Below are 26,550 nucleotides of genomic sequence, written 5' to 3' on the forward strand. Positions count from 1 at the left end.
ACGGACCAACCAATTTCGCGGCGGGCTCTGAGCGCAGTGGCACGTTCAGCGCACCCGGCTATTCACTGTCCGACGTGGTAGGAGAACGCTGACGGTCGCAGCGGGACGGGCCCGGCGCTTATCAAACTCGTTGAGCCGGGACCTCGACGCCGAGAGCGTCGAGGTCCCGGCGGCCTTCGGCGGCACGGTCCGGCAGCAGCAGGAGCGTGGACGCCCGTTCGAACCGGGCACCGATGTGCTCCCACCCCGCCACGGCGGCGGTGAGGGCTGCGGTGTCGCCGTACAGGCGGCCTCGTGCCCGGGCGGTGCAGGCGGCGGCCCACGCGCTCTCGTGCCGTTCGGCGGCCGACAGCAGATCCGGGGCGTCGGGGAGTTTGGCGACGACGGCCAGCTCGGCGCCCACGGCCTGCGAGTAGGGCGGAGACCAGCTGCGGATGCTGTTGTACGTCTGGCGGACCAGTGCGGCGGCGTCCTCGACCCGCCCGGCGTGTAAGGCGAGCCGCGCGTCCACCATCGTCACGAACGTGGAGTGCGGGGGTAGCTCCCCGATGACCTCGATTGCGCGGGAACGCCACAGCGCATGCCCCTCACCATTGCCGCGCAGGCCGTGGACGAGGGCGACGGCGGCCATCGGCGGCATCATCGAGCGGATGAGCGGGCGGCCGGCCCGCAGCCAGCCGTCCCACGCGGTGCCCGCCATCCGCAGCGCCTCGTCGAAGCGTCCGCTGAGCACCAGCGGCGTGATCAGGAGGGCGGCGGATTGGTAGGAGTTGCCGGCGAGGTCGTCGTCCATGGTCCGCCGGCCGATCGACAGAGCGGCCGGCAGGTCGCCGACGCCGAGGGCAGCCAGGTGGGCCATCCGGTACGTGTCGACGATCTCGGGGCCGGCGTGCGGGTCGTGCCGGGACATCGCGCGCAGCAGGGACAACCGTTCGTCCGTGACGCGGCGCACCTCCGCGGGTCGCCCCGCCACGAGGTCCGCGGTGGCCACCACGTCCAGAGCCGCGCTGATCAGCACCGGGTCGCCGGTGGCACGGGCGGCTTTCACGGCGATCTCGGCGAGCGCCGGGTCGGCCTCGTACCTGTCGGAGGTCGCGGCCCAGGCCGCCGCCTCGGCGAGGCGGGCCACCACCACGGTGTCGCTCGACCCGCCGGCGGCGGACGCCGCTTCGTCAAGGAGGCCACGCAGGCGCACGTGCGGCACCGCGGTTGATGAGAGTCTCCTGGCGGCGGTGACCGCCTGCGACAGCGCGATGGCCGTGGCCCTGCGATCCCCGGCCGCTCGCCCCCGCTGCGCGGAGGCGAGCAACAGGTCGAAGGACCGCTGGCCGTCGCCAATGGCATGGGTAACGGCGGAGGCGGCGTAGAGGTCCGCCGCGGCCTCGCCGGGGGCGGGGGCCTGCTCGGCGGCGGTCCGGTAATGGCCGAGCGATTCCATCAGGAACCGCCGCGAGTAGGCGAGGTGTGCCAGTGCCCGGGCCAGCCGGTGCGGCAGCTCGCCCGGGCCTTCGGGGGCGACGGCGAGGGCGGCCCTCAGATCGTCGGCGACGCCGTCGAACTCTTCGTACCACTCGTTGCCGTCCAGCCTCGTCTCCAGCTCGGTGGCGACGTCCGCCGCCCAGCGCAGGTGCCGGTCCTGGATCTTCGGCCGCTCGCCTGACACGTCCAGCTGTTCGATGGCGAACGCGCGCACCGTCTGCAGCAGTCGCCACCGGGCCGTTCCGCCCCGGCGGTGCACGCTGACCAGGCTCTTGTCCGCCAGCCGGCCAAGCACGTCGGCAACCGCACCGCGGCTGCTCCCGGCAGGGCTCACCCCGGCGACGGCGGCGAGGTCGAACGCCCCGGCGAAGACGGCGAGCCGCCGGAACAGTGCCTGTTCCTCGCCATCGAGCAGGTCGTGGCTCCAGCCGATGACCGCGCGCAGCGAGCGGTGCCGCGAGTCCACACCCCTACCGCCGGCCACCAGCCGTAGCTGGTCGTCGAGCGCGGCCAACAACCCGTTCTCGCCCAGGGTGGCACTGCGGGCCGCGGCCAACTCGATCGCCAGCGGCATACCGTCCAGTCGCGCGCACAGCTTGGCGACCACCACGGGGTCCGCCCCGAACCCGGGGTCCGCGGCGGTAGCGCGGTCGATGAAGAGTCGCTCCGCGTCGGACTCCAGCGGCAGCGGGCCCAGCGGTACGGCACGCTCGCCCCGTACGCCGAGGCGTTCCCTGCTGGTGGCGAGGATGTGGGTACGCGGGCAGGCGGCCAGCACCCGCTCCGCGAACGGTGCCACCACGTCGATCACATGCTCGCAGTTGTCCAGAACCAGCAGCGACCGACTCTCTCCGAGCCGCTCCACCACAGCGTCCTCCAGCGACTGCTGGGGGCGCTCGCTGACGCCGAGCGCCGTGGCCACGGCCTGTGCGACGTACCCGCCACGGGCCGGGACGAGGTCGACGAACGCGCCGCCGCCGGGAAAGGAGGGCCCTGCCGCCCCGGCGATCTGGCCCGCCAGCCGGGTCTTCCCCATCCCGCCTGGTCCCACCACGGTCACGAGTCGGGCGCCGCGCAGCGTCTCCATCAGGTGTTCGCGCTCCGCGCTCCTACCCACGAATGTGGTGAGTGCCGATGGCAGGCCGGTCAGCCGCCCAGGCACCGGCGCCCCCGCCTGCACCTGTACGGCGAGCTCGCCGAGCGCCCTCCGGTCGGCGACGCCGTACTTGCGCAGCAGTGAGGAGACGTGATTCTCCACGGTCCGCACGGAGATGTGCAGCCTGCCGGCGATGTCGGCGTTGGACAGCCGCGCGCCGAGCATGACGAGCACTTCGATCTCGCGCTTCGACGCTCCGGCGGGATGCGTGACGGCCATGGGCGCCATCCTGCCCGACACCGGGTCAGTAGTGCGTAGTCCACTGAGTGGTGGAATGCGTGATCGCCACCGATGCCCGTCCCGCCGCTGGTGCAGCAGGCTCTACCTGAGTTCACCGAGACCACGTGGGAGACATCATGGGACGCGTCGTTCTGTCCATCTTCACCACCGCCGACGGGGTCGTCGACGACCCGCAGCGGTTCACCTTCCAATTCGTCAGCGAGGACTCCATGCGGACCGGGCTGGCGCAGCTTCAGGCCGCCGACGCGCTGCTGCTCGGCCGGGTCACCTATGAGGGGTTCGCCGCGTCCTGGCCGAACATGACCGACGAGGCGGGCTTCGCCGACAAGATGAACAGCATGCCCAAGTACGTCGTCTCGACGACGCTGGACCGAGGCGAGTGGAACAACACCACCGTCATCAGCGAGAACGTCGCCGAGACGATCACCAAGCTGAAGGCCGAGGCGAACGGCGACATCCTGATCTACGGTAGCGTCGCACTCGTCAGGTGGCTGCTGCGCAACGAACTCGTCGACGAACTGCGCCTGGTCACCTACCCCGTCGTGATGGGCGGTGGCGTGCGCCTCTTCGAGGAGTCAGGTAAGCCGGCGGTCCTCCGGCTGGCCGGCGCGCAGGCGTTCGACTCGGGCGTGGTCGTGCTGACCTACGCCCCCACCGCGGACAAGCTCGTCGGGTGGGAGCAGGAGGCCGGAACCCCGGGCGGTGAGGGGTAGGAGCGAGGCGGCACTCGACCCTCGGCTACGACACGTTCAGAGACCCGTGCTTTCCAGCGAACAGTGACGAAGGAGAAGACCGTGGACGACGATGTCACCCAGTACATCAACAAGACGCAGCCGTGGCAGATCGACGTATGTGAAAAACTGCGTGCGATGATCGACCAGACCATTCCAGGTGTCGAGGAACGGCTCCAGTACGGCAAGCCGCACTACATCAAGGATGGCCACTACGCGGCCGTCATCGCGGTAGCCAAGTCCAAGGTCTCGTTCATGGTCTTCAACGCAACGGACATCCCTGAGGTCAAGGGATTCCTCCGGGCCATGGGCAACGGCGAGCGCAAAAGTGTCGACATCAAGGAAGGGCAAGACGTCGACTACGACGCAATCGCCAGCATCCTGGGAAAGACCACGGCTGCCGGCACCGTCTAGGGCGCGTCGCACAGTCGGGGCTGGTGGCCGTGGTGAGCGGCTGACGAGTGGTCGGGTCAGCCTGGGGTGAGGAGGCAGAACTCGTTGCCTTCCGGGTCTGCCAGGACGATCCACGGGACATCGTCCTGACCTAGGTCGATGGCGGTCGCGCCGAGAGTTCGCAGTCTGGCCGCCTCGGCCTCCACGTCGTCACCTGGGTATGGGCGAACGTCGAGATGGACGCGGTTCCACACGGTCTTCACGTCGGGTGTGCGGATGAACTCCAGATAGGGGCCGACGCCCTTGGCGGAGCGCAGTACGGCCGTGTTGTCGGTCACCTCGTGCACGGCCCAGTCCGTGGCCTCGCCCCAGAAGCGGGCCATGGCGCGCGGATCCGCGCAGTCGACCACTACCGCGGCGATCGGCCCGGTGTCTCGGTAGATCGGTCGGGGGTCCAGCACGCAGAACTCGTTGCCCTCTGGGTCGACCATGACCGTCCATGGGACGTCGCCCTGGCCCACGTCGGCAGGTGTTGCGCCGAGATCCTCCAGGCGCGCCACCACCTCCGCCTGATGGGCAGCCGAGGTGGTGGCGAGGTCGACGTGCACGCGGTTCTTCACCGTCTTGGGTTCCGCGGAGACGACGAGATCGAGGCAGACAGCGACGGGGTCGGGGTAGACGAAGCCCTCGGGTTCGAGGTTGGTCACGCCACGTCCCTCGCTGGAGACTTCCCAGCCGAGCGCCTTCGCCCAGAAACCGCCCAGTGCGGAGTCGTCCCGAGCCTTCATGTTGATTTGCACGAGCCGCGTTGCCATGCAGGCGATGTTAGGGCCCGTCGAGTCGGCGGTGGTGCCCGACCTGTCGACGCTGTCCCCGACTGCGGCGTAGGCGACCACGGCAAGGTGCCGGTGGGGGTAGGCGCACGCAACCCCTCTGGCAGCCGATTCGTTGGTGCGACAAGGGGCGGACGGAGGCGGACGATGGCGGCGCGACGCGGTGCCGAACTGCTGCGCCCTCCCACGAGTTCGGGCCGCGCCACGTTCCTGGAACTCTTCTTCGATCTGGCCTTCGTCGTGGCCCTCACCCGGGTCTCGCAACGATTCGCCGACCTGAGCGATGACACTGGCTGGGCGCTCGTCGAAGGGTTCGGTCGTACCCTGCTGCTCTTCCTGGCGCTCTGGCTGATCTGGTCGCACACCACCTGGATCACCAGTCGCTACGAACCAGAGCAGTCGATCATCCAGGCTGTCGTGGTCGGCACGATGTTCGCCGGCCTGGTCATGGCGGTGACGCTGCCACGCGGTATGGAGGAGCGGGCGCTGCCGTTCGCGGTCGCATACCTGATGGTGATGGTGGTGCGGCCGCTGGTGGTCGCCGCCGCGCTGCGTGGCCATCCGCGACGGCTGGTGCCGTTCCGGCTTGCCGCGTGGGCTGCGGCAAGCGCGCCGCTGTGGCTGGCCGGCGCGTTGGGTCCGGACCGACTTCGCCTGCCGCTCTGGGCTGCCGCCCTCGCTGTCGACTACCTCGCCTGGGCCCTGGGCTGGCCGCTGCCGTGGCTCGGGGCCTCAGCGGTGGGCCGCTGGCGGATCGCGGGGACGCACCTTGCCGACCGTCACCAGCAGATGTTTCTCATCGCACTCGGTGAGTCGATTTTGGTCATCGGCATGGTTTTCGGCGGCACGGACTACTCCGCGGAGCGGGCAGCCGCCTTCGGAGTCGCGTTCGTCACCAGCGCGCTGCTCTGGCGGATCTACTTCCACCGCGCCGGTCTGCTGCTGACCGAGGCGTTGGATCGGGCGGGTATGCCCGCCCGGCTGGGCACGGCGTCGGAACGGACGCATTTGCTGATCGTGCTCAGCGTGCTCGTCACCGCGGTCGGTTACGAGCTGGTGATCGATCATCCGTTCGGGCTGCCGCGACCCAGTTGGCTTCTGTTCGTGGTAGGCGGGCCGGTGCTCTTCCTCGTCGCCCGTATGCGGCTGGAGTACGAGATCTTCGGCCGGATCTCCCGATCCGGGGTGATCGGCTTGGTGGCCCTACTGCTGTTCACGCCGGCGTTGGCCCGCTGGGCGCCGATGGCCGGGCTGAGCGTGGTGGCCGGAGTGCTGGCCCTGGTCGCGCTACTCGACGCACTGCGGAGTCGGGGACGGCCGCTGGAGGTTTCCACCTCGCCGATCGGGCGGGAGGCATCCGGCGATCGCGACTCCGAGGCGTGACCGCACGCGGCCGTGCCGACTCTGGAGTACGGCGAGCGGTGCAACAGATAGTTGCCCTTCTCGGTCTGCGGCAACGCTGAGCGGCGGAAGCTCGATGGCTCGACGATAGGCTGCGTCGGTGGCAGACTTCGGGCACCTGTTCCGCTCGGCGGCCGAGCATGTAGCGGACTACCGAACGTCGCTGTCGGACCGCCCGGTCGGAGTTCCCATCGACCAGGCGGCGCTGGCCGAGGCCTTCTCCGGCCCATTGCCCTCCGCGTCGCGCCCGCCGGAGCAGGTGCTTGCGGATCTGGTCGCTGCGGCCGAGCCGGGGCTGGTGGCCAGCGCCGGCCCACGGTACTTCGGGTTCGTGGTCGGCGGCGCGTTGCCGGCGGCGACCGCGGCCGACATCGTCGCCGCTGGTTGGGACCAGCTCGCGACCAACGCGGTCACGTCGCCGGCCGCCATCGCGGCCGAAGCTGCCGCCGGTGCCTGGTTGAAGGAATTGCTGGGGATCCCGGCGTCGGCGTCGGTCGGGTTCGTCACCGGTGCCCAGGCGGCCAACACCGCCGGGCTCGCCGCCGCCCGGCACCAGGTGCTGGCGGACGCGGGCTGGGACGTGGAACGGCGCGGGCTGCTCGGGGCGCCACCGATCCGTGTGATCGCTGGGCAGGAGCGGCACGGGACCATCGACCGGTCGCTGCGTCTGCTCGGCCTCGGGACCGACGTGGTGCACCCGGTGTCCGCCGGGCCGAACGGCGCCATCGACCTCGGGTCGCTACGGGAGGCGCTACGGGCCGGCACGCCCGGCCCCACCATCGTCTGCCTGCAGGCCGGAAACGTGAACACCGGCGCCTGCGACCAGCTCCGGGAGGCCTGCGAACTGATTCAGCTGCACGGTGGATGGGCGCACGTGGATGGGGCATTCGGGCTGTGGGCGGCGGCCAGCCCCGCCACCCGGCATCTGGTGGACGGGCTGGAACTGGCGGACTCGTGGGCCTGCGACGGTCACAAGTGGCTCAATCTTCCGTACGACTCGGCGTTCGCGTTCTGCGCCCGGCCCGACGTACATGCAGCGGCGATGTCCTACAGCGCCGCGTACCTGGTCGGTTCCGGCGGGGCGCCGGCAGGAGCGGATTTTACCGCCGAGTCCTCACGCCGGGCCCGGGGGTTCGCCGTCTGGGCCGGACTGCGGGAGCTGGGCAGCGACGGGGTCGCCGCACTGGTCGACCGTTGCTGCGAACTGGCTCGCCGGTTCGCCGCCGGCCTGACGATGGCTGGGTTCGAGGTGGCGAACGAGGTGGTCCTCAACCAGGTGCTGGTCGGCTTCGGCGACGACGCGAGCACCGACCGGGTGGTGGCTGCGGTCCAGGCTGATGGCACCTGCTGGGTAGGCGGGACAACGTGGCGAGGACGGCGGCTGATGCGGATCTCGGTGTCGAACGCCACCACGACCGAAGCAGATGTAGACCGATCGATCGCCGCGATCACCCGCCTCGCCGGGCAGCAACGGCCTGGTCGCCCACAGCCCAGGCGAGATCCAAGACCGCTGTCGTAGTACTAGCGGGCGGATTCGGTCGACTGGCGCTCGGTGTTGATCCGCAGGAGTCCTTCGATCCCGCGGAGGAAGGTCTCGGACACCAGCGCGGGGTCGAAAAGGCATCCGGCTGCCATGGCGCCGTCGCGAAGCATGACGAAGTGGCGCGCGGCGGGATCCGCCGTTTCCTCGTGGACCTGCGCCATCAGCCTGGCGAGCGTGTCCAGGAACCATTGCCGGTGGGCGATGATCTCCTGGTGCACGGGATGGTCGGTGTCGGGATACTCCGCCGCGGCGTTCAGGAAGGCGCATCCGCGGAACCTGGGGGACTGGATGTTCTCGGCGATGGAGCCAGCAACGGCCAGGAGAGCATCGACTGGTGATGGGTTGGTGGCGATGGCCGCGTCGACCGCGCTGCGCTCCATCTGATGGACTTCCCGCAGGTAGGCGAGGATGAGGTCGTCCTTGCTGGGGAAGTGCCGGTAGAAGGTGGCCCGGGTCACTTGTGCCTCGGCGGTGATCCGGTCAACGCCGACGGAGTGGATGCCCTCCGCGTAGAAGACCCTGGTTGCCGTGGTGAGGAGCCGGAGTCGCGCCTCAGAGGGCCGGGTGCCGGGTTCGCCGCGCGTCATACCGACCAGCTTAGCGGATAGAACGTTCGGTATTGACAGTTGCAGCCGAGATCGCCATGCTGGAGCGTGACAGAACGTTCGGTCTCCCAAAGCCCCCCTGAAAGGGTCACCGTGACCACCATTGCTGCTTCGCCCGGCATCTCCCAGACCGCCTCCGCACTGCGGCGGCTGTACTTCACCCGCTTCGCGTTCGCCATCGTGTGGGCACTCGTGACGATCGCGACCGCCACGGAGATCGGCCCGCTCACGGTGGCGCTCTTCGTGCTCTACCCGCTGTTCGACGTGGGCGCCGCAATCTACGACCTTCGTTCGTCGCGGACCACCGGCTCGCCAGCCCTGCTGTACGTGAACATCGCGGTCAGCCTGATCACCGCCGTCGGCGTGGGTGTCGCCTGTGCGTCCGGTATCCCCGCGGTGCTGCGGGTGTGGGGCGCCTGGGCGATCGTGGCCGGGCTGGTCCAGCTCATCGTCGGTGTCACTCGGCGCAAGATGGGTGGCCAGTGGCCGATGATCATCAGTGGCGGCATCTCGGTTCTGGCTGGTGGGTCCTTCATCGCGGCTGCTTCCGCCGACAACCCGTCACTGACCAACGCGGCTGGCTACGCCATCCCCGGCGCCATCTTCTTCCTCATCGCCGCCTTCCGGCTCGGCCGCAGCGCGAAGGGCAACTGACATGACCACCATCGAGTACGACGTCGTCGTGATCGGTGCGGGTCCGGTCGGGGAGAACGTCGCCGACCGGGTCGTGCAGGGCGGCCTGACCGCCGCCATCATCGAGCGGGAGTTGGTCGGCGGGGAGTGCTCGTACTGGGCCTGTATGCCGACCAAGGCCTTGCTGCGCAGCGCGTCCGCGCTACGGGCGGCTCGCCAACTGCCGGGTGCGCGGGAGGCGGTGACGGGAAACCTGGACGCCGCGGCGGTGCTCGGACGCAGGGACTCCTTCGCGTCTCATTGGAAGGACGACGGGCAGGTGTCCTGGCTCGAGTCGGCGGGGATCGCTCTGCACCGCGGCCAGGGGCGGATCCGTTCCGCCCGGGTCGTCGAGGTGACCGGCGTCGACGGTGTCACGACGTTGACCGCGCGGCATGCGGTGGTCGTCGCGACGGGGAGCAGTGCGTTGCTGCCGGATATTCCGGGTCTGCGGAAGGTGGCGCCCTGGACCAGCCGGGAGGCCGCCGCGGCCACGTCGGTTCCAGGCCGGCTCGCCGTCATCGGTGGTGGTGTGGTGGCGTCCGAGATGGCGACCGCGTTCGCCGCTCTGGGGTCTTCGGTGACGGTGCTGGCCCGTGACGGTGTGCTGCCGTCGGCAGAGCCGTTCGCCGGTGAACTCGTCACGGAGTCGTTGCGCGCGGCCGGTGTGTCGGTACGCGTCGGCGCGGAGGCCGTTTCCGTCAACCGCGACGACAGCGGAACCGTCCACATCGAGACCGCCGACGGCGAGCGGGTCGAGGCCGACGAGGTTCTCGTGGCGGTCGGTCGTACGCCGAACACCCAGGACATCGGCCTCGACGGCATCGGGCTGGCGCCGGGTGCCTGGCTGGCTGTCGACGACACTTTGCGCGTCGTCGGCGGCGGGGAGTGGCTGTACGCCGCGGGTGATGTGAACCGGCGGGTGCTGTTGACCCATCAGGGCAAGTATCAGGCGCGCGCGGTGGGCGACGTGATCGTGGCCCGGGCGAAGGGTGCGACGGTCGAGGACGGCCGGTGGGGCCGGCACGCGACGACGGCCGATGAACGTGCGGTGCCACAGGTGGTCTTCACCGACCCGGAGATCGCGTCGGTGGGGCTGACCGCGGCTGCGGCCGAGGCGGCCGAACTACGGATCCGGGTCGTGGACTACGACCTGGGCGCCGTTGCCGGCTCCTCCCTGCACGCCGACGGCTACAGGGGACACGCCCGCATGGTCGTCGACGAGGACCGGAAGGTGATCGTCGGCCTCACCCTCGCCGGCCCGGACGTCGCGGAACTGATCCACGCCGCGACGATCGCCATCGTCGGCGAGGTCCCGCTGGACCGGCTGTGGCACGCGGTTCCGGCGTATCCGACCGTCAGCGAGGTGTGGCTGCGGCTGCTGGAGACATACGGCCGCTGACGGTGAACCGAGCGCTCGTCCCGTCGCGGTTCGCGCGGCCGTCCACCAAGGCCGAGCGCCCGGGACCTGGTCAGGCGAGCCGGCCGTCGTGGGCGAGCAGGGCGATCTGGGTGCGGTTGTCGAGGTCCAGCTTGGTCAGGATGTGCGAGACGTGGGCCTTCACGGTGGTCACGCTCATCAGCAGCTCGGTGGCGATCTCGGCGTTGGAGCGTCCCTGCGCGATGGCCAGGACGACGTCGCGTTCCCGGGGCGTGAGCAGGGCCAGCCGGGTACGCGCCTGCTCGTAGGACTCGGCGCCGGACGCGACCCGCTGCATGAGGCGGCGCGTGACGCCCGGCGACAGCATCGGGTTGCCGGCGGCGACGGCGCGGACGGCCTGGCTGATCCGCTCCGGCGGGGTGTCCTTGAGCAGGAACCCGCTGGCACCGGCCCGCAGGGCCCGCACCACGTGCTCGTCGGTGTCGAACGTGGTGAGCACGATGATCTCCGGTGGCCGGGGGCGGCGGCGCAGGCGCTCGGTGGCGGTGATGCCGTTGACGCCGGGCATCCGGATGTCCATCAGCACCACGTCGGGCATGTGCCGGTCCACCGCGGTGATCGCCGCACCGCCGTCGGCGGCCTCGCCCACAACGACGATCCCGTCGGCGCCGTCGAGCATCATCGTCAGCATTCCCCGCACGAGGGGATCGTCGTCGACGATGACGACCCGGACCGGGCCCGTCACGTCGGCCACGGCAGCCACGCGGTGAGGTGGAACCGACCCGAGGCGTCGATGTGGTGGGCGACGCGGCCGCCGGTGAGGGCGGCCCGCTCGGCGAGACCGATCAGGCCCGCGCCGTCGTGCCCGGCGGCACCGCCGTCGGGTGTGGTCGGGTTGCTCACCGCGATGCTCAGGCCGGAGCCGGGCGCCCCGCCGACGGCGAGTCGGACCGGCTGCCCGGCGGCGTGCTTGCGGGCGTTGGTCAGCGCCTCCTGCGCGATCCGGTAGGCGGTGCGGCCGACCGTCGGGGGGACCTCGACCGGCGGGCCGAGCGGGTCGTCGACCTCGATGTGCTGCCCGGCGGCCCGAGCCTCCTCGACCAGGCGCGGCAGGTCAGCGAGGGTCTGCCCGGGCGGTGCGTCCGCTGGCGCCTCGGCGTCGTCGGTGCGCAGCAGCGTGATGACCTCGCGCAGTTCGTCGAGGGCGTGGTGTGCGCTGGCGCGGATCACCCCGGCGGCGGCGCTGAGCCGCTCGGGTGGAGCGTCCGGCCGGTACTCCATCGCGCCGGCGGCCGCTGCCAGCAGCGACAGCCGATGGGCCAGCACGTCGTGCATCTCCCGCGCAATCCGGCTGCGCTCGGCCGCCCGCGCCTCGACGACCCGCCGTTCCTGCTCCTGCTCCGCCCGCCAGGCCCGGTCCCGCAGTGCCGCCAGCAGGGCGTACCGGGCCTGCGCCCAGGTGCCCCAGCCAAGCAGAGCCGCGTACGCGGCCGTCATCAGCACCAGCCGCCACCCGTACGGCAGGCTGGGCATCGGCCGCCACACCGCCTGCACCGCCTCGCCTACCACGCCGACCGCCGCCACCACCGCGGCCTGCCGGAACGGCCTGTTGCGGGCGGTGAACAGCACCGCGAAGCTCGCCACCGGAGTGGCCACCGGCGACAGCGCCACCAGCAGGCCCGCCAGCACGCCAGCGACCTCCGGGCGGCGGACGACCACCGGGACGAGGGCCAGGGCGGCCACCGCCAGCGCGACATCGGCGCGGACCAGGGCTGTCGACTCGGAGCGGGTGGCGGACCACAGCACGGTCGCGATGAGCACGCCCATCGTCACGGTCGCCACACCCACCGGGACGGAACGCCACGTCCGCGGCGGGTCCACGTCGCACGTCGCCGCATCCACCAGCGCAGGCTACTGGGCTCGCGGAGGCCCGGACCACCTCCTTTGGTAGTACGCGGCGCCGCCGACGGATGTACCCGCCGCGGCGTCCGGACCGACGTGCCCGACCCGGGCCGGTCCACAGACTCAGGGCATGACGAACAACCTTTCCCTGCGCCGAGCCGCAGTGGCGGCCGGCGCGACCCTGGTGGCGACGGCGGAGTTCGCGATCCTGCACTCGGCGGCCGGCGTCGACCTGGCAGCCGGCACCGCAAACGCGACCCGGCAGATCACGGTGGCCGCGGTCGTGGTGGCCGCCGCGGTCGCCGCACTGGCCGCCTGGACGCTGCTCGCGATGCTGGAACGCCTCACCAACCGGGCGCGCGCCTGGTGGACCTCGATCGCGGTCGCGGTCCTGCTGCTGTCACTGCTGGTCGGGCCGCCGAGCGGCGTCGGCGGGGGAGCGAAGACGACGCTCGCGCTGCTACACCTGAGCGTCGGCGTCGTCCTCATCCTCGGCCTGCCCCGGCCGCGCCCGGAAGGGCTGAACCGATGATCGCGCTGACCATACGCAAGCAGGACGGCGCCTTCGTCCTCGACTCCGATGCCGGACCGCGCGCCTCGCTGCATACCGGCTGGACGTGGCGGTGCGGCGAGATCCGCACCGGCGCGGGCCTCTGGACGGTCGAGCCGACCGACCGCCGACGCATCGGGGTCACCGCCCAGGCCGAGCACGGCGCCGCGGTACGGCTCGACCCGCGCCAGTCGCACGTGCCGGGACCCGGCGGGGCGACGCGCTGGGCGCCCGGCCGCTGCGGTGGCGAGCTGGTCCGCGACGGGCACCGGCTCGCGGTGCGCCTCCCCGGCCGGCTCGGCGGGCCGATCCGCGTCGACGTAACCGGTGAGTGGGCCGAGGTGGAGCTGGTGGCGCTCACCGCCTGCTTCGCACTGATGAGTCGACGGCGGCAGCGCACCCTGATCATGATGGCGGTCGTCAGCACCGCCAGTCGCGGCCCCATGGGTTGACGCGAGCGTGTCCGGCAGAAGGCGATGACGAGGACGAGTGATCGATGGAACCGGCAGGCCCGGGATGGGTTGTGCGATGGGCGTGAAGGAAACGGGTGCCTTCCCACCCGACAAGCGCTGAGGAGTGACACGGATCTGCTCGCCGTCGGTGGCACTGCTCGCTCACCCGTGCCCGCGCCGGTACTCGCCGACACGGGTGCTCCGGCCAGCTTGGCTCGCAGGGTCGAGTTCCGCGAGGCTCCGCGCCCAGCTGAGCATCGTGATCGGTTCGACGGCCTGCTGGCGGTCCTTGACCGGGGTCGACACGATGCAGGCGTGAGCCGTCCGCCCACACTCCCGCCGTACCCCGGTGCCCGCCCCGCGCCGTCGGGGCGGGGGAGCGCGGGGTGGTGGGTTCTCGGCGCCGCCCTGGTCGTCGTGATCGCGGTCGGAGGCGTCGTCGTGTTTTGCGCCGGCCTCTGGACGTACGCGAACCACGACCGGCCCGAGCTGATCGACAATCCACCGGTCAGCGAGGTGGCCGAGAGCGCGTGCGCCACGATGCGCGCCACCGTGGCGGCAAAGGCTGTACCTCCCGACGCACCCGCCGACGCGCGGGCGCGCTCGATCCGGGAGCAGAACGCCGCAGTGACCGCCATGGTGGCGCGGGTGCGTGACCTGGACCGCGACCTGTTGGCGGGCGATCATCCGGTCAACGCGTGGCTGGGCGACTGGGAGACCCTCGTCGAGGCCCGCGAGCGGTATGCCGCCGATCTCGCCGCCGGCCGCCGGCCGCGCTTCGTGGTGCCGACCGCGGATGGCGAGCCGCTCACCGATCGGATGAACTCGGTGGGGCTGACGTGCGAGGTCCCGCCGCAGCTCATCGACCTCCTGTAGCCGGATCAGCCCTGCCGACGTGGTCAGTGCGTCCTCGTCCGTGCGATGTCACCGGGAACCAGCTTCACGCCGGTGGAGCTGCTTCTGGCTGCCATCGGCGGCTGCACGGCGATAGACGTGGACCACATCACCAGGCGTCGTGCCGAGCCGACGCAACTCTCCGTCGTAGTCAGCGGCGACAAGATCCGGGACGAGGCCGGAGAAAGACTGAGGTCTGCGGGTGCCGGGTGAGTCTGCAGTTGAACAGGTTGAGCAGTAGCGCATCCATCGGCAGGCGGTGGGACCGGTGTGTGCGGACAATGGTGAGAGTGGCACCTGCATTCGTCCTGCACCACCACCGCAAACCACGACCGCACTTTGACCTGCGGCTCGAGGAGGACGGTGTGCTGCGCTCCTGGGCGGTGCCTCGCGGCCTGCCGGACAGTCCCGACGACAACCGGCTCGCGATCGCCGTGCCCGACCACCACCTCGATCACCTCACCTACGAGGACGCCGACAAGTCGATCGCCGACATCGGCACCTGGGAGGAGCACGACCGCACCGAGCGTCGAATGCTGTTCACGTTGAACGGCGGCGCCGGCCGTCGGCGATACGCGCTCATCCGGACCGGTGAGGGTTGGCTGCTCCACCTGACGAAAGAGCAGCCTCCGGACGAGCGCGGTTAGAAGGCTCCCGAGGTCCGCCCGTACTCCTAAAGCGCCTTCGACCAGCGCTGGTAATCGGGCCAGGCCTGCGGGGTGGTGCCGCCGGCTGTGAGGCGCCGACACTCCCGCCGCCGGCGGCGGCACTCGGGGCCTGCCCGGGGTGCACGCGCCGCAACCCCGCCACGGCCTCATCGCGACCAGCGCCACCCGCCCCCGCAGCGTCCGACCGTCGTCAAGGTCCGATTGACAAGGGCGGTGCTCGGCGCAATCGCTGTGCGGCTCGTTACTCGTACCGGTACTTCAGCGAGTCCGCCTCCGCCTGCTCGATGTCAGCGATCGTCAGCTCCGGCATCCGCAGCTGGGCCAGCGTCACCTCGGCCGAGGTCGGCTGGGCGTCCGCTGGCAGCCACTTCTCCGGCTCCCAGACCCCGGTGCGCAGGAGCGACTTGGGGCAGTGCGGGTAGACCTCCTCGATTCCCACCACCAGCGCACTGGCCGGCGGCTTGCCCACGGCGGTCAGCTGCGACAGCAGATCGGGGCGAGTGGAGACGCAGGCCCGGCCGTTCAGTCTGAGCGTCGTGGTGCGCCCCGGGATCATGAACAGCAGTCCGGCCCGTCCGGTCGCGATGACGTTCTGCAGGGTGTCCAGACGCTTGTTGCCAGTCGCGTCCGGTATCGCCACCGTCCGTGCGTCCAGGACGGCGACGAACCCGGCGGGGCCGCCGCGCGGGGAGACGTCACAGTTGCCCTCGGCGTCCACGCTGGCGACCAGGACCAGCGACGAGCAGCCGATCAACCGCCGGGTCTGCTCGGTGAGTTCGGTCATCTGCTTGCGCACGGCCGCGTCGCTGGGGAGTTCGTAGGCCCGGCGCAGCGCCTCCTGGTCGGGCACGGCGTCGAGGCGCAGCGAGTCGAAGGCGCTGGCGGCAAGGGCTGGCGTCATGCCGCCGACCCTAATGGGCATACCTGGCGAACGATAGCCACATGGACTGGCGCATCGACCTCGCCAACTCCGGCCCGCCGGGCCGGCCTCAGGCCAGCAGCACGTTGACCCCGGCGGCACGTAGGTCGGCGACGACCTTCGCGTCCGCGCCGTCGTCGGTCACCAGGACGTCCACCGCGTTGACGTCGCAGATCCGGGCAAAGGAGTGCCGGCCCAGCTTTTCCGAGCCGGCCACGACGACGACCCGACGGGACCGCCGGACCATCGTCGCGTCGATGCCGGCCTCGCCCTCGTCGTGACAGGACGTGCCGCCGTCGGGGGAGAACGCGTCGACCCCGAGGATCAGCACGTCGAGCCACAGCTCGTTCAGGACCATCGTCGCCAACGGCCCGGTCAGCTCGTACGACTGGGGCAGTGCCACACCGCCGAGGATGACGGTACGGACGTGGCGTCGCAGCACCATCTCGGTGGCGATGTTGAGTGCGTTCGTCACTACCGTCACGGCCGGCCGCTGAACGGCCTGGGCGAGGTCGACCCGCGCGGCGAGGCGTCGGGCCGTCGCGGACGTGGTGGTGCCACCGTTGAACGCGACCACGTCGCCCAGTTCGACGAGCTCGCAGGCGATCGCGGCGATGCGCTCCTTGGCGCCGTTGTCGCCCCGGCCCCGGTAGCGGACCGGCAGGTCGTACGAGACGGACGTGGCCACGACACCGCCGTGCGTCCGAGCCGCCAATTGTTGCTCCGCCAGGGTGGTGAAGTCCCGGCGGACCGTCGCCTCGGAGACCTGCAGGGCGCTGGCCGCCTCGGCGACGGACAGCCTGCCGCGCGCGCCCAGGATGTCGAGCAGCGCCTGCAGGCGCTGGGCGCGGTCGCGGCCGTCCGCCCGGTCGGTGGCGGCCTCGGCCGTGCTCACTTGATGGCCCCCGCCGTGAGACCTGCCACCAGGCGCTTTTCAACCAACGCGAAGAGAATGATCACGGGCACGATGCCGACGATAGAGACTCCAAAGACGTATTGCCACGCCGAATCGTACTGACCGACGAATTTTGTGATGGCGACGGTCAGCGGCTGGTTCTCCGCCGTGGTCAAGATGACGAGGCTGGCCGCGAACTCGTTCCAGCACGCGACGAACGTGAAGATGATCGCGGTGACGATGCCCGGCCAGACCACCGGCAGGGTTACCCGCCGCAGCGTCTGCAGTTTGCTGGCACCGTCGATCATTGCCGCCTCGTCTATCTCCTTGGGCACCCCGGCGAAGAAGCTGTGCATGATCCACACCGCGAAGCTGAGGTTGAACGCGCCGTTGACGAGGATCATAGCGAGCCAGGTGTCGTCGATGCCGATCGCGAGGAACTGCCGGAACAGTCCCGCCGCGAGTACGGTCGGCTGGAGCATCTGGGTCACCAGCACCAGGAGCAGGAACGCCAGTCGTCCGGGAAAGCGGTGCTTGGCCGTGTAATAGGCGGCGGGCATGGCCACCACCAGGACCAGCAGTGTCCCGCAGGCAGAGATGATGACGGTGGAGACGAGGTTGTAGGCGAGCGGCGTCTCCGGCGTGGACCACATCGACGCGTAGTTCGATGGCACCCATTCGGTCGGCAGGTATGTGGCCGGAATGCGCAGGATCTCCGAGTGCCGCTTGAACGAGCCGATCAACATCACCAGGTAGGGTGCCAGGAAGAACAACGCCACCACCGCGCCGGCCAATGTCATCAACCATCGGCGGCGGCCGTGGCGCTGCCCGCCACGGCTCCGGGTGCGACCGTTGTCTCCGCTGGCGCGCACCGATTTCTTGGCGCGCTCATCGCCCTGAGATCTCGTTGCCGTCGTCGCCAAGGCTCACTCGTCCCTCATCGGCCGGACAACCCGGAGGTAGATACCGATGACCGCGAGGACGATGACGAAGTTCACGACACTCAGTGCGCTCGCCGTCTCGACCTGGCGGTCCTGCTGGATGTATTTGAAGATCAACGTAGTGGTGGTGTCTGCGTCGTACCCGGGAATGCTGCCGGTCAGCGTGCGGAGGATGGGCAGCGAGTTGAAGACGTTGATGATGTTGATCAGCACGGCGACCGCGATCGCTGGCCGCAGGACCGGGAAGATCACGCTCCAGTAGGTCCGCACCGAGCCGGCGCCGTCCACTGAGGCGGCTTCCACCACCTCGCGCGGCACCATCTGCAGCCCGGCGAGGATCGTGTACGTGGTGAACGGCAACGAGACGAACACCGCCACTCCCATGGCCACCAGGAAGGCCGGCACCGGCTGTCGGGTGAAGCCGAACCCGGTATCCAAAATCCCGAGGTCGACCAGGAACTGGTTCATGACGCCGTAAAAGGGATCGAGTCCGTAGTAAAAGACGGTAGACGTCATCACGACACTGGCCGCCCACGGAACGATGACCGCGAGTCGAACCAGTCGGCGTCCAGGGAAGGCCTTGTCAAGGAATTGCGCGAGCGCCATCGAGACGAGCAGCGTCACCACGACGACGCCGACCACCCATATCGCGGTGTTGAGCAGCACCCTACCCAACGCGGGGGAGTCGAACAGCGTCACATAATTGTCGAACCCGGCCGAGCCGCGGTCGACCCCGACTGGCGACACGTCCCGGGTCGAGGTCCAGACCAGATAGCCGGCCGGGAACAGGACGATAGTGACAATCAGCGTCAGCGTCGGCAACAGCCATGGAAGTGCCGCCACCAGGTCCCGGCGTGCCTGACGACGCGCCGAGACCGCGGGTGCCGGCACTTCCACCAGTTGGTTGGTCATCATTCGTTAACCGCGCAGGCTAGCCGTTGGCCTTGGCCTGAATTTCATCCAGCACCGCCCTGGGATCCTTGCCCTGCCCAATCTGTCCCATCAGGCTCTGCATCGCGCCCTGGGTCGCCGCCCATTGCGGGTTCGTGCTGGGGTAGAACCTGGCGTTCGGCAGGACCTCGAGGAAGCTCGCGATCTCCGTCTTGCCCGCCTGCGCCGCTGCACCGGACTTGGTGGTGGGCAGGAATCCCTCGGTGTCGACGAACTTCGTGTAGACCGGTGCGCTGAACACGTAGTCCAGGAAGGTCTTGAGCGCTTCCTGCTTGTCACCCTCGTTCTTGAACGCCATCAGGTGGTCGGCGACCCCGAGGGTCATCGGCTGACCGTCCTTGGTGGGAATCGGCGCGCTCGCGTACTTGAGGCTCGGGTTCTTCTCCGCGATCTGCCTGACGGTTGGCGGGAGCGCCACCACCATGCCAATCTTGCCCTGGATGAACACGTCCAGCATGGGGGTCCGGTCGGACGCCCCGGGGTCGGGCTGGGTGGCCTTTTCGTCGATCATCCGTTTCATGAACGTGACGGCTTCGAGGTTCGCGGGGGTGTTGACCGCGATGGTCGACCCGTTGGTCCACGATCCGCCGTTGCCGAAGGTCCAGATTGAAGTCTCCGCCTGGGCCTCCTCGCTGCCCAGCGGCATACCGTAGCCGTAGACGCCGTCGCCGAGACTGGCCACCTTCTTCGCCGCGTCGAGCAGCTGGTCCCACGTCTTCGGCGGTGCCGTGACGCCGGCCCGCTCGAACAGTTCGGTGTTGTAGAGCATGGTGCGGGCCGAGGCGATCAGTGGCAGGCCGTACATGGTGCCGTCGATCGAGGCGTTGTCCGCAAAGGACTGCTGGAAGTCCGCCACGGTGTTCGCCGAGACCACTTCGTCGGCGGAGTACAACAGGTCGTCCGCCGCGAAACCGGAGAAGGCGTCGATGTTGAGGATGTCCGGTGCGGCGTTCGACTGGACCTTGGTACGGACAACATCGTTGATGTTGTCCCAGGACTGGATCTCGAGCTCCACGTTGATGTCCGGGTGAGCCGCCTCAAAGTCGGCGATGATGCCCTCCCAGAGCGCCTTGGTGCCGTCGCTGTAGCTGGGCACAAGGAACGACAGCGTGCTGCCGCCCTCACTCTGCCCGTCGTCGCCGCCGAACCCGCAACCTGTCAGCGCCAGGCCGACAACCGCTACGGCTGCCCACGAACGCACGAATCTCTTCATATCCGCCTCCACCGGCGCAAGGACATCGCCAAAGTCGTGATCGGAATCCTGGCTGGCTGTGATCGTTCGTGACTGGTTCTGGTCGGAATCTTCCACGATCAAGCCGCCGCTGGGGGAATTCTGCGTTGCCGTCCCGAGCAACGTCAAGGCCTTCCGCTGTAACTGCTGCTCCGGTCGTGGACGGTCCCTCCCGGGCCTCGATGCGTGTTCCTGACTGATTCCGTGACTTTCTTGACAGACTTGATCAGATCGCTCCATTCTGGAGGCCCTCCAAACCCGCTCGCATGAACCACGAGGACGAGGCACCCGATGAGTGAAGGAACCTTCCTGGCGGCCGAGATCAAGACCCAGCCGGATGACTGGCTCCGTGTCTTGGACGTGCTGCCCTCCGTGGCGATGGACCTTCCGCAGCCCGGCGAGCGAGTCGCGGTGCTCGGATGTGGAACATCGCTATTCGTCGCCCAGGCCTACGCGGCCCTGCGCGAGAGCGCCGGCGAGGGCATCACCGACGCGTGGCCGGCCAGCGAACACCAACTCGGCCGTGGCTACGACCGGGTGCTCTGCATTACCCGCTCGGGCACCACGACCGAGGTGCTCGACGTCCTCAAGCAGCGCCGGGACAGCGCGCCGACCACCGTCATCACCGCCGACGCGACATCACCGGCGGTGAGCATGGCCCGTCCGGTCGTGCTCAGCGACGTCGACGAGCGTTCGGTCGTACAGACTCGCTTCGCGACGACCACGCTCGCGCTGTTGCGGGCGGCCCTCGGTCACGACCTACGTCCGGTCGCCGAACAGGCACGGCAGGTTCTCGATCGTGGCGTCGACGCGACGAGCCCGGCCGCGACGGCCGACCAGATCACCTTCCTCGGACGCGGCTGGACGGTCGGGCTCGCGCACGAGGCGGCCCTGAAGCTACGCGAGACGACCCAACTGTGGACCGAGTCCTACCCCGCCATGGAGTACCGGCACGGTCCGCTCAGCATCACCGGGGCCGGCCGAGTCGTCTGGGCGCTCGGAGAGGTTCCCGTCGGCCTGGCGGACCAGGTCCGGGCCACTGGCGGACACTTCGAATGGTCCGAGGTGGATCCGCTCGCCGATCTGGTCCGCGTCCAACAGTTGTGCCTGCTGCGGGCCGGGGCAGCAGGGCTCGACGCGGACCAGCCGCGCAATCTGTCCCGGTCGGTCATCCTCGACGGCTGACCGCTAGGCACCCGGGCCAGGGTGCCGGAGGTAGCCGGGCCAGGTGGTCCGGTGCTGACTGACCTCTCGCGTCCGCCAGCATGGTTAAGCAATTGTGCCTGGATCGTGCGTCAAACGATCACCTTCAAGCAGAAGATCTCTGATCGACCATTGCGCTCGCAAGTGGAGTGATCGATACTGCTTGAAATTTCGCGTGACCCGTCACATTCCCGCAGAGGAGCTGATCCACGTGAGTCCCAACGAAGCCATCCCGAGCGAGTCCACCGAGGCAGCCAGATCCCACCCGTCGCGGCGCAACGTCCTGAAGGGCGTGGGCGCGCTGGGCGCCGCGGCCGGACTGGGCGGTGCCCTACTGCCGGGCGCGGCGGCCAGTGCGGCGCCCGCGGCCGAACCTGCCCGGATCAAGGGCAAAGAGAAGTCCATGGCCAACGTGCCCTTTGAGGGCTTCGACGAGGTGCGCGTCGGCATCATCGGCCTTGGCAACCGCGGCGGAGACCAGGCCATGCGGTGGGCCGCCGTCTCCACGATCACCGCGGTCTGCGACATCCGGCCCGACCACGTCGCGGAGACCATCAGCCGAGTCATGGCCCAGGGCTTCCAGGACAAGGAGCCGGTCGGCTACTCCAACGGCGAGGAGGACTTCGAGCGGCTCGTCCGCCGTGACGATATCGACCTGATCTATATCGCCACGCCGTGGGAGTGGCACCACCCGATGGCCAAGGCGGCCATGGAGCACGGCAAGCACGTTGCCATCGAGCTGCCGATCGCGCCGCACCTGGACGACATCTGGGACCTGGTCCGTACCTCCGAGCGCACCGGCAAGCACTGCATGCTGCTGGAGAACGTGAACTACTTCCGCCCCGAGATGCAGATGTTCAACATGGCCAAGGCGGGGCTTTTCGGCGAGTTGCAGCACGCCTCCGGTGGATACGTCCACGACCTGCGCTGGCCGTACACCTTCGGGGGTGCGTACTACCCGGAGCACTGGCGGCGGCGCTGGCAAACCCGGATGAACGCCGCCCACTACCCGATGCACGGGCTCGGGCCGGTCTCGGCCTGCCTGGACATCAACCGCGGCGACCGCTTCGACGAACTCGTCGCGGTCGCCTCGCGGCCCAAGGCGCTGGCCCTGTTCCGCGAGGAGGACCCGCGGGTCGGCGCGGACCACCCGTCCTGGGACGACGATCCCTACATCTCCGGGGACCGCAAGCAGGTCTTCATCAAGACCGTCAACGACCGGTTCATCCGGGTCGAGCACGACGTGAACTCGCCCCACCCGTACAGCCGGGAGACCACGCTCACCGGGACCCGGGGTTCCCTGGAACTGGACAACGCCCGGATCTACCTGGAGTCGCTCGGTCACACGAACCACGCGTGGCGGACCGGCAGTGCCTTCAGCACGATCATGAACCAGCACGACCACTGGATCTGGCCGGCCCTGCAGAACCTGGCCAGCCAGTACGGTGGGCACGGCGGCGGCGACTTCATCTCCATCTTCCGGATGGTCCAGTTGATGCGCCTGGGCATGACCCCGGACATCGACGTCTACGACTCGGCGGCGTGGTGCTCGGTAATCCCGCTCAGCCACGAGTCGCTGAAGGGCAAGGGTTTCAAGTCGGTCAAGGTGCCCGACTTCACCCGCGGCCACTGGACGGAGGCACGCCCCACGTTCGACCGGCCGCGGCCGGAGGACCCGTGGCTGGACGGCAACGGCCGGCCGCGCCGGTAGGCACAGGCGCGGGCTGAGCTAACGCACCCGGGGTCGGGCACGAACGGTATTGTCCGTGCCCGACCCCGGTGCTTCGAGAGCCACCCAGCGAGGTCTGCCCGGCCGGGCCACGGTCGCAGGTCAATGAAACAAGTAGCCGATGTGCGTGCGTTCGAAGGTGGGCACGACATGCTCGGGGTCTCGACGGGCTCGTGCTCAGACCATGCGACGTAGCGCGGTCTCCACGGCATCGATCAGCGGATTACCTTCGGTCCGTGGGTGCCGTGCGAGACCGAGTTCGACGTCCGGCAGGGTGGGCAGGGCGTCCGCGTCGTGGCAGGCCATGACCGGTTCGAGGTTCGCGGGCATGAGCGCCGCGACGCCGAGCCCGGCCCGTACCGCGGCGAGCACACCGATCAGGCTGTTGCTTTCGAACGCCACCCGCCAGCGCCGATCGGCACGTTCCAGCGTTTCCAGCACTGACGTACGCCAGGAGCACGGGTTCGAGAACAGCACCACCGGCAGCGGATCGGCAGCCATGTCCACACCCTGGCCGATAGCCCAGACCAGCGGGCGGCGTACCGTCCAGCGCGGCGGCCCGGGAACGTCCGGCACCGCGTCGAGCACGAGTTGGACGCGGCCCGCGTCGTAGGCCTCCCGCATCGCGGCGCTGGAAATGCTGAGCACCTCCAGCGTCGCGCCGGGGTGCAGCCGGGCGAGGTCGGCGAGGGCCTGCGGAAGCTGGGACGCGGCGAGGTCTTCGAGCAACCCGACGACGCAGTGGCCGGTAAGCGCGCGTCCGGTTTCGGTGAGTGCCTGTGCGGAGAGCGAGAGAATGCGTTCGGCGTACGGCAGGAGCTCCTCACCCGCCCGGGTCGGCGAGACGCCAGACGGCGACCGGTAAAGCAGCGGACGGCCGACAACGCTCTCGAGCTTGCGCAACTGCTGGCTGAGCGCGGGCTGGGTATGTCCGAGCGCGGTCGCGGCGCGGCTGATGCTGCCCGCCCGCACGGCGGTGACGAACGACCGCAGCAACGCGGTCTCAAGATCCCTGGCCATAAGCATTCATTATGCCAGCTCCAACAAATTGCCCACTTCTTATGATGTGAGGGATGACTTAACGTCACGCTGGTGACCGGTTACCGACAGGTGCTCGCCGTGCCAGGGATGGCATCGCTGCTGGGCGTTTCGCTGCTCGCCCGGGCCGCGATCACGGCTGACGTGATGGCGCTGACGATGTATGTCGTGCTGGGCCTGGAGCTGAGCTACGCGGCAGCGGGCGGGGTCGCCGCGGCCCTGACCGCCGGAGTGGCGCTGGGCGGGCCGCTGCTCGGCCGCATGATCGACTCGCGGGGCCCGCGCACCGTGCTGCTGGTAACCGTCGTAGTGCAGGTCGTGTTCTGGCTGAGCGTGCCGATCCTGCCGTATGGGTTCCTGCTGGTCGCCAGCTTCGTGGCGGGTCTGCTGATGGTGCCGGCCCAGGCGGTGAGCAGGCAGGCGATCGCCGCGATGACGACAACGGAGCAGCGCCGGGCCGCGTTTGCGCTGGAATCGGTGCAGGGCGAGCTGTCGTACATCGTGGGCCCGGCGGTGGTGATCCTGTGTGCGGCGACGATGTCCCCCGATGTGGTGGCGTGGGGGGTCGGTGCCGCGATCGTGGCCGGCGGAGCCGGAATCGCCTTGCTCAACCCCCCGGTGCGTGCCGATGCCGAGGCGGATGCCGGCGCGGCCGGACGGCCCCCGCGCAGGCAGTGGCTGGGCACCGGAATGATCGCCACGCTGACGATGGCGTTCGGCACGACGACGCTGCTCAGCGGCGTCGACCTCGCCATCGTCGCCACGCTGCAAGAAGCAGGTCAGGTGTCCTGGGCTGCCGTGGTCGTAGTGGTGTTCGGCGTGTCGTCCGTCGTCGGCGGACTGTTCTACGGCGCACTGACCCGGCCGCTGCCCACGTGGCTGCTGCTCGGCTTGCTCGGGCTTGTGACGATTCCCGCCGGGCTCGCCCACGACTGGCCCTGGTTGTGCGTGGCCGTCGTCGGCAGCGGGCTACTCACCGCGCCGACCCTTGCCACGGTGGCCGACGCGGTGAGCCGGCTGGCGCCGGCCGCCGTGCGGGGTGAGGCGACAGGTCTGCAATCGTCAGCGCAGAGCGCTGGTTTCGCGCTCGGATCCCCGCTCGTCGGCGTGGCGATCGACCTCTCCGTGCCGGCGGGCGGCTTCGCGGCGGCCGGGCTGGCCGGCCTCGCCGCCGCACTGACCGGACACCTACTGTCCCGCCGCTCGCCCGCTCGAACGGCGGTGCCCTACCACCCTGTTCCAGTTGATCTCGGATAGTGAGCGTGGCGAGGCGGGCGGGGGTGCCGCGATCCTGCCGGGAGACGAAGTACGACTCGCGGCGCCGACCGGGGGCGACTGGTCACCACGGCGGCAGCGGCGCGCCGGTGACCGCAATCGACCACTCCGCCAAGGGCGTCGGCCCATATCTGCAGTTCCTCCGCACACCCGACGTGAAGACCGTGTGGAACCGCGTCCATCTCGACGTCCGCCCATACCCGGGTGACGACCTGGAGGCCGAGGCGGCCAGACTGCGGACTCTCGGCGCCACCGCCATCTACCTAGGTCAAAACGATGTCCCGTGGACCGTCCTCGCCGACCCGGAAGGTAGCGAGTTCTGCCTCCTTGCCCCAGGCTGACCAACCCTCTTCATTCGCTCACTACGGCCACGAGCCCGAATTCTGCGACGCACCCTAGCCGGCATTGCCTACGAGTACTCGGCACGTCCGGATCTGGTACCCCTCTGTGTCATCCATGAAGGAGCGGGGCCGGTCAAGGCTGGGATTTTGACCGGCTGACGTTGATTTTTTCGGTTCCGGCGATGGGTTTCGGGCAGGCGTGTGTGCGGTGCCGGGGTCAACGGCTGGGCCGTAGGCCCACCCCCGCAGGGGCTTGACCAGGGTCGAGCCCTGTTTGGTGATCCGTCCCCGGTGCACGACCAGGTCGGACTCGCGGTGGCGCGGGGTCAGCCCGGCCCACGAGGTCAGCTGCGCCGGGCCGCCGAACCGGTCGACCTCGCCGATCTCGGCGACGAACACCGCCCCCAGCACCGGGCCGACACCGGGGATGGCCTGGATCGCGATGTAGCCGCCGTGCCCGGCAAGTCTGGCCCGGATCGGCCCGACGGTGTTCATCGACGGGAGGGCAGCGCTACCTTGAGCCGGGCAGTCCCCTGACTTGTTTACTGGGTTCAGGCGCTGGGGTCTGCAGCCCGTAGCGTCAGGGCGCCGGTTGGCACTGGCTCGCATACCCCTTGCCGCCCTCGGGCTGGCTCTTCAAGAGCGTGCCGCCGCTGGCCGGCGCCCGGCCGTGGCGTGGCTCAACAGAGGCGTGCTCAAGAATTTCTTCAAGTCAGGCTGCCCGCCACGGCGATGCTCCTCGTTCGCCTGATGGAAGGAACCCCGGCTCTCCGTGATCACGATCGGCATCGACCCGCACAAGTCCTCCTGGACCGCCGTCGCCCTCGACAAGACTGGCCAACTCCTCGCGACTCGGCGGACCACCGTCAACGCCGCGGCATACAAGACGCTGACCGGCTGGGCCGCCAGCTGGCCTGAACGTCGCTTCGCGGTCGAAGGCGCAGCCGGGTTGGGACGCGGTATCGCGCAACTGTTGGCCGCAGCAGGCGAGGACGTCGTCGACGTGCCGGCCACCCTCGCAGCGCGAGCTCAGCTGCTGGACACCGGCGGCTCCCGCAAGACTGACGCAGCGGATGCCGCCAGCGTCGCGCATGCCGCCATGCGTCACAAGCGGTTGCGCCCCGTCG

Annotated in this window: 28 protein-coding genes; 16 read left to right on the forward strand and 12 right to left on the reverse strand. The window is 69.6% G+C overall.

Annotation, left to right across the window (positions count from 1 at the left end; all coding sequences use genetic code 11):
- Window positions 1-121: 121 nt before the first annotated feature.
- On the reverse strand, window positions 122-2,854 hold the full coding sequence (locus tag ABZV00_RS33665) for a LuxR C-terminal-related transcriptional regulator (RefSeq protein ID WP_355613703.1): 2,733 nt from the start codon (window positions 2,852-2,854) through the stop codon (window positions 122-124).
- A gap of 137 nt (window positions 2,855-2,991) precedes the next feature.
- Between ABZV00_RS33665 and ABZV00_RS33670 the strand changes: the two genes are divergently transcribed.
- Together ABZV00_RS33670 and ABZV00_RS33675 are read left to right on the forward strand one after the other, a co-directional pair.
- The gene (locus ABZV00_RS33670; RefSeq protein WP_355613705.1) at window positions 2,992-3,588 is read left to right on the forward strand and encodes a dihydrofolate reductase family protein; all 597 of its coding nucleotides are present in this window, start codon (window positions 2,992-2,994) and stop codon (window positions 3,586-3,588) included.
- 81 nt (window positions 3,589-3,669) lie between these two features.
- Window positions 3,670-4,020, forward strand: coding sequence for a DUF1801 domain-containing protein (locus tag ABZV00_RS33675; RefSeq protein ID WP_355613707.1), 351 nt, complete (start codon window positions 3,670-3,672; stop codon window positions 4,018-4,020).
- Window positions 4,021-4,076: 56 nt separating this feature from the next.
- On the opposite strand, the gene ABZV00_RS33680 is transcribed toward ABZV00_RS33675, so the two are convergent.
- On the reverse strand, window positions 4,077-4,814 hold the full coding sequence (locus ABZV00_RS33680; RefSeq protein ID WP_355613752.1) for a VOC family protein: 738 nt from the start codon (window positions 4,812-4,814) through the stop codon (window positions 4,077-4,079).
- Between the two features lie 165 nt (window positions 4,815-4,979).
- On the opposite strand from ABZV00_RS33680, the gene ABZV00_RS33685 reads away from it, so the two are divergent.
- Together ABZV00_RS33685 and ABZV00_RS33690 are read left to right on the forward strand one after the other, a co-directional pair.
- Window positions 4,980-6,215, forward strand: coding sequence for a low temperature requirement protein A (locus ABZV00_RS33685; protein ID WP_355613709.1), 1,236 nt, complete (start codon window positions 4,980-4,982; stop codon window positions 6,213-6,215).
- A gap of 118 nt (window positions 6,216-6,333) precedes the next feature.
- Entirely contained in the window at window positions 6,334-7,752 is a 1,419-nt protein-coding gene (locus ABZV00_RS33690) for a pyridoxal-dependent decarboxylase (protein WP_355613711.1), read from the forward strand.
- A gap of 2 nt (window positions 7,753-7,754) precedes the next feature.
- On the opposite strand, the gene ABZV00_RS33695 is transcribed toward ABZV00_RS33690, so the two are convergent.
- Window positions 7,755-8,363: a TetR/AcrR family transcriptional regulator gene (locus ABZV00_RS33695; protein ID WP_355613713.1), complete on the reverse strand. Its 609-nt coding sequence runs from the start codon at window positions 8,361-8,363 to the stop codon at window positions 7,755-7,757.
- A 111-nt stretch (window positions 8,364-8,474) separates the two neighbouring features.
- Between ABZV00_RS33695 and ABZV00_RS33700 the strand changes: the two genes are divergently transcribed.
- Both ABZV00_RS33700 and ABZV00_RS33705 read left to right on the forward strand, forming a co-directional pair.
- Window positions 8,475-9,035, forward strand: coding sequence for a hypothetical protein (locus tag ABZV00_RS33700; RefSeq protein WP_355613715.1), 561 nt, complete (start codon window positions 8,475-8,477; stop codon window positions 9,033-9,035).
- A gap of 1 nt (window position 9,036) precedes the next feature.
- Entirely contained in the window at window positions 9,037-10,455 is a 1,419-nt protein-coding gene (locus ABZV00_RS33705; protein ID WP_355613717.1) for an NAD(P)/FAD-dependent oxidoreductase, read from the forward strand.
- Between the two features lie 70 nt (window positions 10,456-10,525).
- Here the strand turns inward: ABZV00_RS33705 and ABZV00_RS33710 are convergent, their stop codons facing one another.
- Both ABZV00_RS33710 and ABZV00_RS33715 read right to left on the reverse strand, forming a co-directional pair.
- Window positions 10,526-11,188, reverse strand: coding sequence for a response regulator transcription factor (locus tag ABZV00_RS33710; RefSeq protein ID WP_328415302.1), 663 nt, complete (start codon window positions 11,186-11,188; stop codon window positions 10,526-10,528).
- On the reverse strand, window positions 11,176-12,336 hold the full coding sequence (locus ABZV00_RS33715) for a histidine kinase (RefSeq protein WP_355613719.1): 1,161 nt from the start codon (window positions 12,334-12,336) through the stop codon (window positions 11,176-11,178). The genes ABZV00_RS33710 and ABZV00_RS33715 overlap by 13 nt, the downstream gene beginning before the upstream one ends.
- A gap of 130 nt (window positions 12,337-12,466) precedes the next feature.
- Here ABZV00_RS33715 and ABZV00_RS33720 point away from each other — a divergent pair, with 130 nt between their 5' ends.
- The 5 genes from ABZV00_RS33720 to ABZV00_RS33740 all read left to right on the forward strand — a co-directional run bounded on the left by ABZV00_RS33720 (window position 12,467) and on the right by ABZV00_RS33740 (window position 14,879).
- Entirely contained in the window at window positions 12,467-12,868 is a 402-nt protein-coding gene (locus ABZV00_RS33720) for a DUF6069 family protein (protein ID WP_355613721.1), read from the forward strand.
- A complete protein-coding gene (locus ABZV00_RS33725) occupies window positions 12,865-13,338 on the forward strand; it encodes a hypothetical protein (RefSeq protein WP_355613723.1) in 474 nt (157 codons plus the stop codon). Before ABZV00_RS33720 ends, ABZV00_RS33725 begins: the two co-directional genes overlap by 4 nt.
- A 315-nt stretch (window positions 13,339-13,653) precedes the next feature.
- Window positions 13,654-14,214, forward strand: a complete 561-nt coding sequence (locus tag ABZV00_RS33730) for a hypothetical protein (RefSeq protein ID WP_355613725.1) — start codon at window positions 13,654-13,656, stop codon at window positions 14,212-14,214.
- A 45-nt stretch (window positions 14,215-14,259) separates the two neighbouring features.
- Window positions 14,260-14,445, forward strand: a complete 186-nt coding sequence (locus tag ABZV00_RS33735) for an OsmC family protein (RefSeq protein ID WP_355613727.1) — start codon at window positions 14,260-14,262, stop codon at window positions 14,443-14,445.
- Between the two features lie 68 nt (window positions 14,446-14,513).
- Window positions 14,514-14,879, forward strand: a complete 366-nt coding sequence (locus ABZV00_RS33740) for a DNA polymerase ligase N-terminal domain-containing protein (protein WP_355613729.1) — start codon at window positions 14,514-14,516, stop codon at window positions 14,877-14,879.
- Window positions 14,880-15,141: 262 nt separating this feature from the next.
- On the opposite strand, the gene ABZV00_RS33745 is transcribed toward ABZV00_RS33740, so the two are convergent.
- The 5 genes from ABZV00_RS33745 to ABZV00_RS33765 all read right to left on the reverse strand — a co-directional run bounded on the left by ABZV00_RS33745 (window position 15,142) and on the right by ABZV00_RS33765 (window position 19,966).
- Window positions 15,142-15,801 (reverse strand): MSMEG_1061 family FMN-dependent PPOX-type flavoprotein, encoded by a 660-nt coding sequence (locus tag ABZV00_RS33745; protein ID WP_355613731.1) that lies wholly within the window; start codon window positions 15,799-15,801, stop codon window positions 15,142-15,144.
- Between the two features lie 88 nt (window positions 15,802-15,889).
- The gene (locus ABZV00_RS33750) at window positions 15,890-16,657 is read right to left on the reverse strand and encodes a DeoR/GlpR family DNA-binding transcription regulator (RefSeq protein WP_328426554.1); all 768 of its coding nucleotides are present in this window, start codon (window positions 16,655-16,657) and stop codon (window positions 15,890-15,892) included.
- A gap of 53 nt (window positions 16,658-16,710) precedes the next feature.
- Entirely contained in the window at window positions 16,711-17,637 is a 927-nt protein-coding gene (locus ABZV00_RS33755) for a carbohydrate ABC transporter permease (protein WP_355613732.1), read from the reverse strand.
- A gap of 3 nt (window positions 17,638-17,640) precedes the next feature.
- On the reverse strand, window positions 17,641-18,567 hold the full coding sequence (locus ABZV00_RS33760) for a sugar ABC transporter permease (RefSeq protein ID WP_355613734.1): 927 nt from the start codon (window positions 18,565-18,567) through the stop codon (window positions 17,641-17,643).
- A 19-nt stretch (window positions 18,568-18,586) separates the two neighbouring features.
- On the reverse strand, window positions 18,587-19,966 hold the full coding sequence (locus ABZV00_RS33765; RefSeq protein WP_355613736.1) for an extracellular solute-binding protein: 1,380 nt from the start codon (window positions 19,964-19,966) through the stop codon (window positions 18,587-18,589).
- A gap of 162 nt (window positions 19,967-20,128) precedes the next feature.
- Here ABZV00_RS33765 and ABZV00_RS33770 point away from each other — a divergent pair, with 162 nt between their 5' ends.
- Both ABZV00_RS33770 and ABZV00_RS33775 read left to right on the forward strand, forming a co-directional pair.
- Window positions 20,129-21,022: an SIS domain-containing protein gene (locus ABZV00_RS33770; RefSeq protein WP_355613738.1), complete on the forward strand. Its 894-nt coding sequence runs from the start codon at window positions 20,129-20,131 to the stop codon at window positions 21,020-21,022.
- Between the two features lie 229 nt (window positions 21,023-21,251).
- On the forward strand, window positions 21,252-22,751 hold the full coding sequence (locus ABZV00_RS33775) for a Gfo/Idh/MocA family oxidoreductase (protein WP_355613740.1): 1,500 nt from the start codon (window positions 21,252-21,254) through the stop codon (window positions 22,749-22,751).
- A gap of 195 nt (window positions 22,752-22,946) precedes the next feature.
- On the opposite strand, the gene ABZV00_RS33780 is transcribed toward ABZV00_RS33775, so the two are convergent.
- Window positions 22,947-23,795, reverse strand: a complete 849-nt coding sequence (locus ABZV00_RS33780; RefSeq protein ID WP_355613742.1) for a LysR family transcriptional regulator — start codon at window positions 23,793-23,795, stop codon at window positions 22,947-22,949.
- Window positions 23,796-23,861: 66 nt separating this feature from the next.
- Between ABZV00_RS33780 and ABZV00_RS33785 the strand changes: the two genes are divergently transcribed.
- Both ABZV00_RS33785 and ABZV00_RS33790 read left to right on the forward strand, forming a co-directional pair.
- Window positions 23,862-25,064, forward strand: a complete 1,203-nt coding sequence (locus ABZV00_RS33785; RefSeq protein WP_355613744.1) for an MFS transporter — start codon at window positions 23,862-23,864, stop codon at window positions 25,062-25,064.
- A 5-nt stretch (window positions 25,065-25,069) separates the two neighbouring features.
- Window positions 25,070-25,423: a VOC family protein gene (locus ABZV00_RS33790; protein WP_355613746.1), complete on the forward strand. Its 354-nt coding sequence runs from the start codon at window positions 25,070-25,072 to the stop codon at window positions 25,421-25,423.
- Between the two features lie 54 nt (window positions 25,424-25,477).
- Here the strand turns inward: ABZV00_RS33790 and ABZV00_RS33795 are convergent, their stop codons facing one another.
- Entirely contained in the window at window positions 25,478-25,918 is a 441-nt protein-coding gene (locus tag ABZV00_RS33795) for an IS110 family transposase (protein WP_355613748.1), read from the reverse strand.
- Window positions 25,919-26,195: 277 nt separating this feature from the next.
- Between ABZV00_RS33795 and ABZV00_RS33800 the strand changes: the two genes are divergently transcribed.
- The coding region (locus ABZV00_RS33800) for a transposase (protein WP_355613750.1) at window positions 26,196-26,550 on the forward strand (355 nt) is incomplete at its 3' end.

It is taken from the genome of Micromonospora sp. NPDC005173, assembly GCF_040608515.1.
Classification (GTDB): Bacteria; Actinomycetota; Actinomycetes; order Mycobacteriales; family Micromonosporaceae; genus Micromonospora.

What these genes read in the sequence shown, in the direction of transcription:
- ABZV00_RS33665 (WP_355613703.1), bottom strand. Translation starts at nt 2,854, where the DNA reads ATGGCCGTCACGCATCCCGCCGGAGCGTCGAAGCGCGAGATCGAAGTG.
- ABZV00_RS33670 (WP_355613705.1), top strand. Translation starts at nt 2,992, where the DNA reads ATGGGACGCGTCGTTCTGTCCATCTTCACCACCGCCGACGGGGTCGTC.
- ABZV00_RS33680 (WP_355613752.1), bottom strand. Translation starts at nt 4,814, where the DNA reads ATGGCAACGCGGCTCGTGCAAATCAACATGAAGGCTCGGGACGACTCC.
- ABZV00_RS33685 (WP_355613709.1), top strand. Translation starts at nt 4,980, where the DNA reads ATGGCGGCGCGACGCGGTGCCGAACTGCTGCGCCCTCCCACGAGTTCG.
- ABZV00_RS33695 (WP_355613713.1), bottom strand. Translation starts at nt 8,363, where the DNA reads ATGACGCGCGGCGAACCCGGCACCCGGCCCTCTGAGGCGCGACTCCGG.
- ABZV00_RS33705 (WP_355613717.1), top strand. Translation starts at nt 9,037, where the DNA reads ATGACCACCATCGAGTACGACGTCGTCGTGATCGGTGCGGGTCCGGTC.
- ABZV00_RS33720 (WP_355613721.1), top strand. Translation starts at nt 12,467, where the DNA reads ATGACGAACAACCTTTCCCTGCGCCGAGCCGCAGTGGCGGCCGGCGCG.
- ABZV00_RS33725 (WP_355613723.1), top strand. Translation starts at nt 12,865, where the DNA reads ATGATCGCGCTGACCATACGCAAGCAGGACGGCGCCTTCGTCCTCGAC.
- ABZV00_RS33735 (WP_355613727.1), top strand. Translation starts at nt 14,260, where the DNA reads ATGTCACCGGGAACCAGCTTCACGCCGGTGGAGCTGCTTCTGGCTGCC.
- ABZV00_RS33740 (WP_355613729.1), top strand. Translation starts at nt 14,514, where the DNA reads ATGGTGAGAGTGGCACCTGCATTCGTCCTGCACCACCACCGCAAACCA.
- ABZV00_RS33745 (WP_355613731.1), bottom strand. Translation starts at nt 15,801, where the DNA reads ATGACGCCAGCCCTTGCCGCCAGCGCCTTCGACTCGCTGCGCCTCGAC.
- ABZV00_RS33760 (WP_355613734.1), bottom strand. Translation starts at nt 18,567, where the DNA reads ATGACCAACCAACTGGTGGAAGTGCCGGCACCCGCGGTCTCGGCGCGT.
- ABZV00_RS33770 (WP_355613738.1), top strand. Translation starts at nt 20,129, where the DNA reads ATGAGTGAAGGAACCTTCCTGGCGGCCGAGATCAAGACCCAGCCGGAT.
- ABZV00_RS33780 (WP_355613742.1), bottom strand. Translation starts at nt 23,795, where the DNA reads ATGCTTATGGCCAGGGATCTTGAGACCGCGTTGCTGCGGTCGTTCGTC.
- ABZV00_RS33795 (WP_355613748.1), bottom strand. Translation starts at nt 25,918, where the DNA reads ATGAACACCGTCGGGCCGATCCGGGCCAGACTTGCCGGGCACGGCGGC.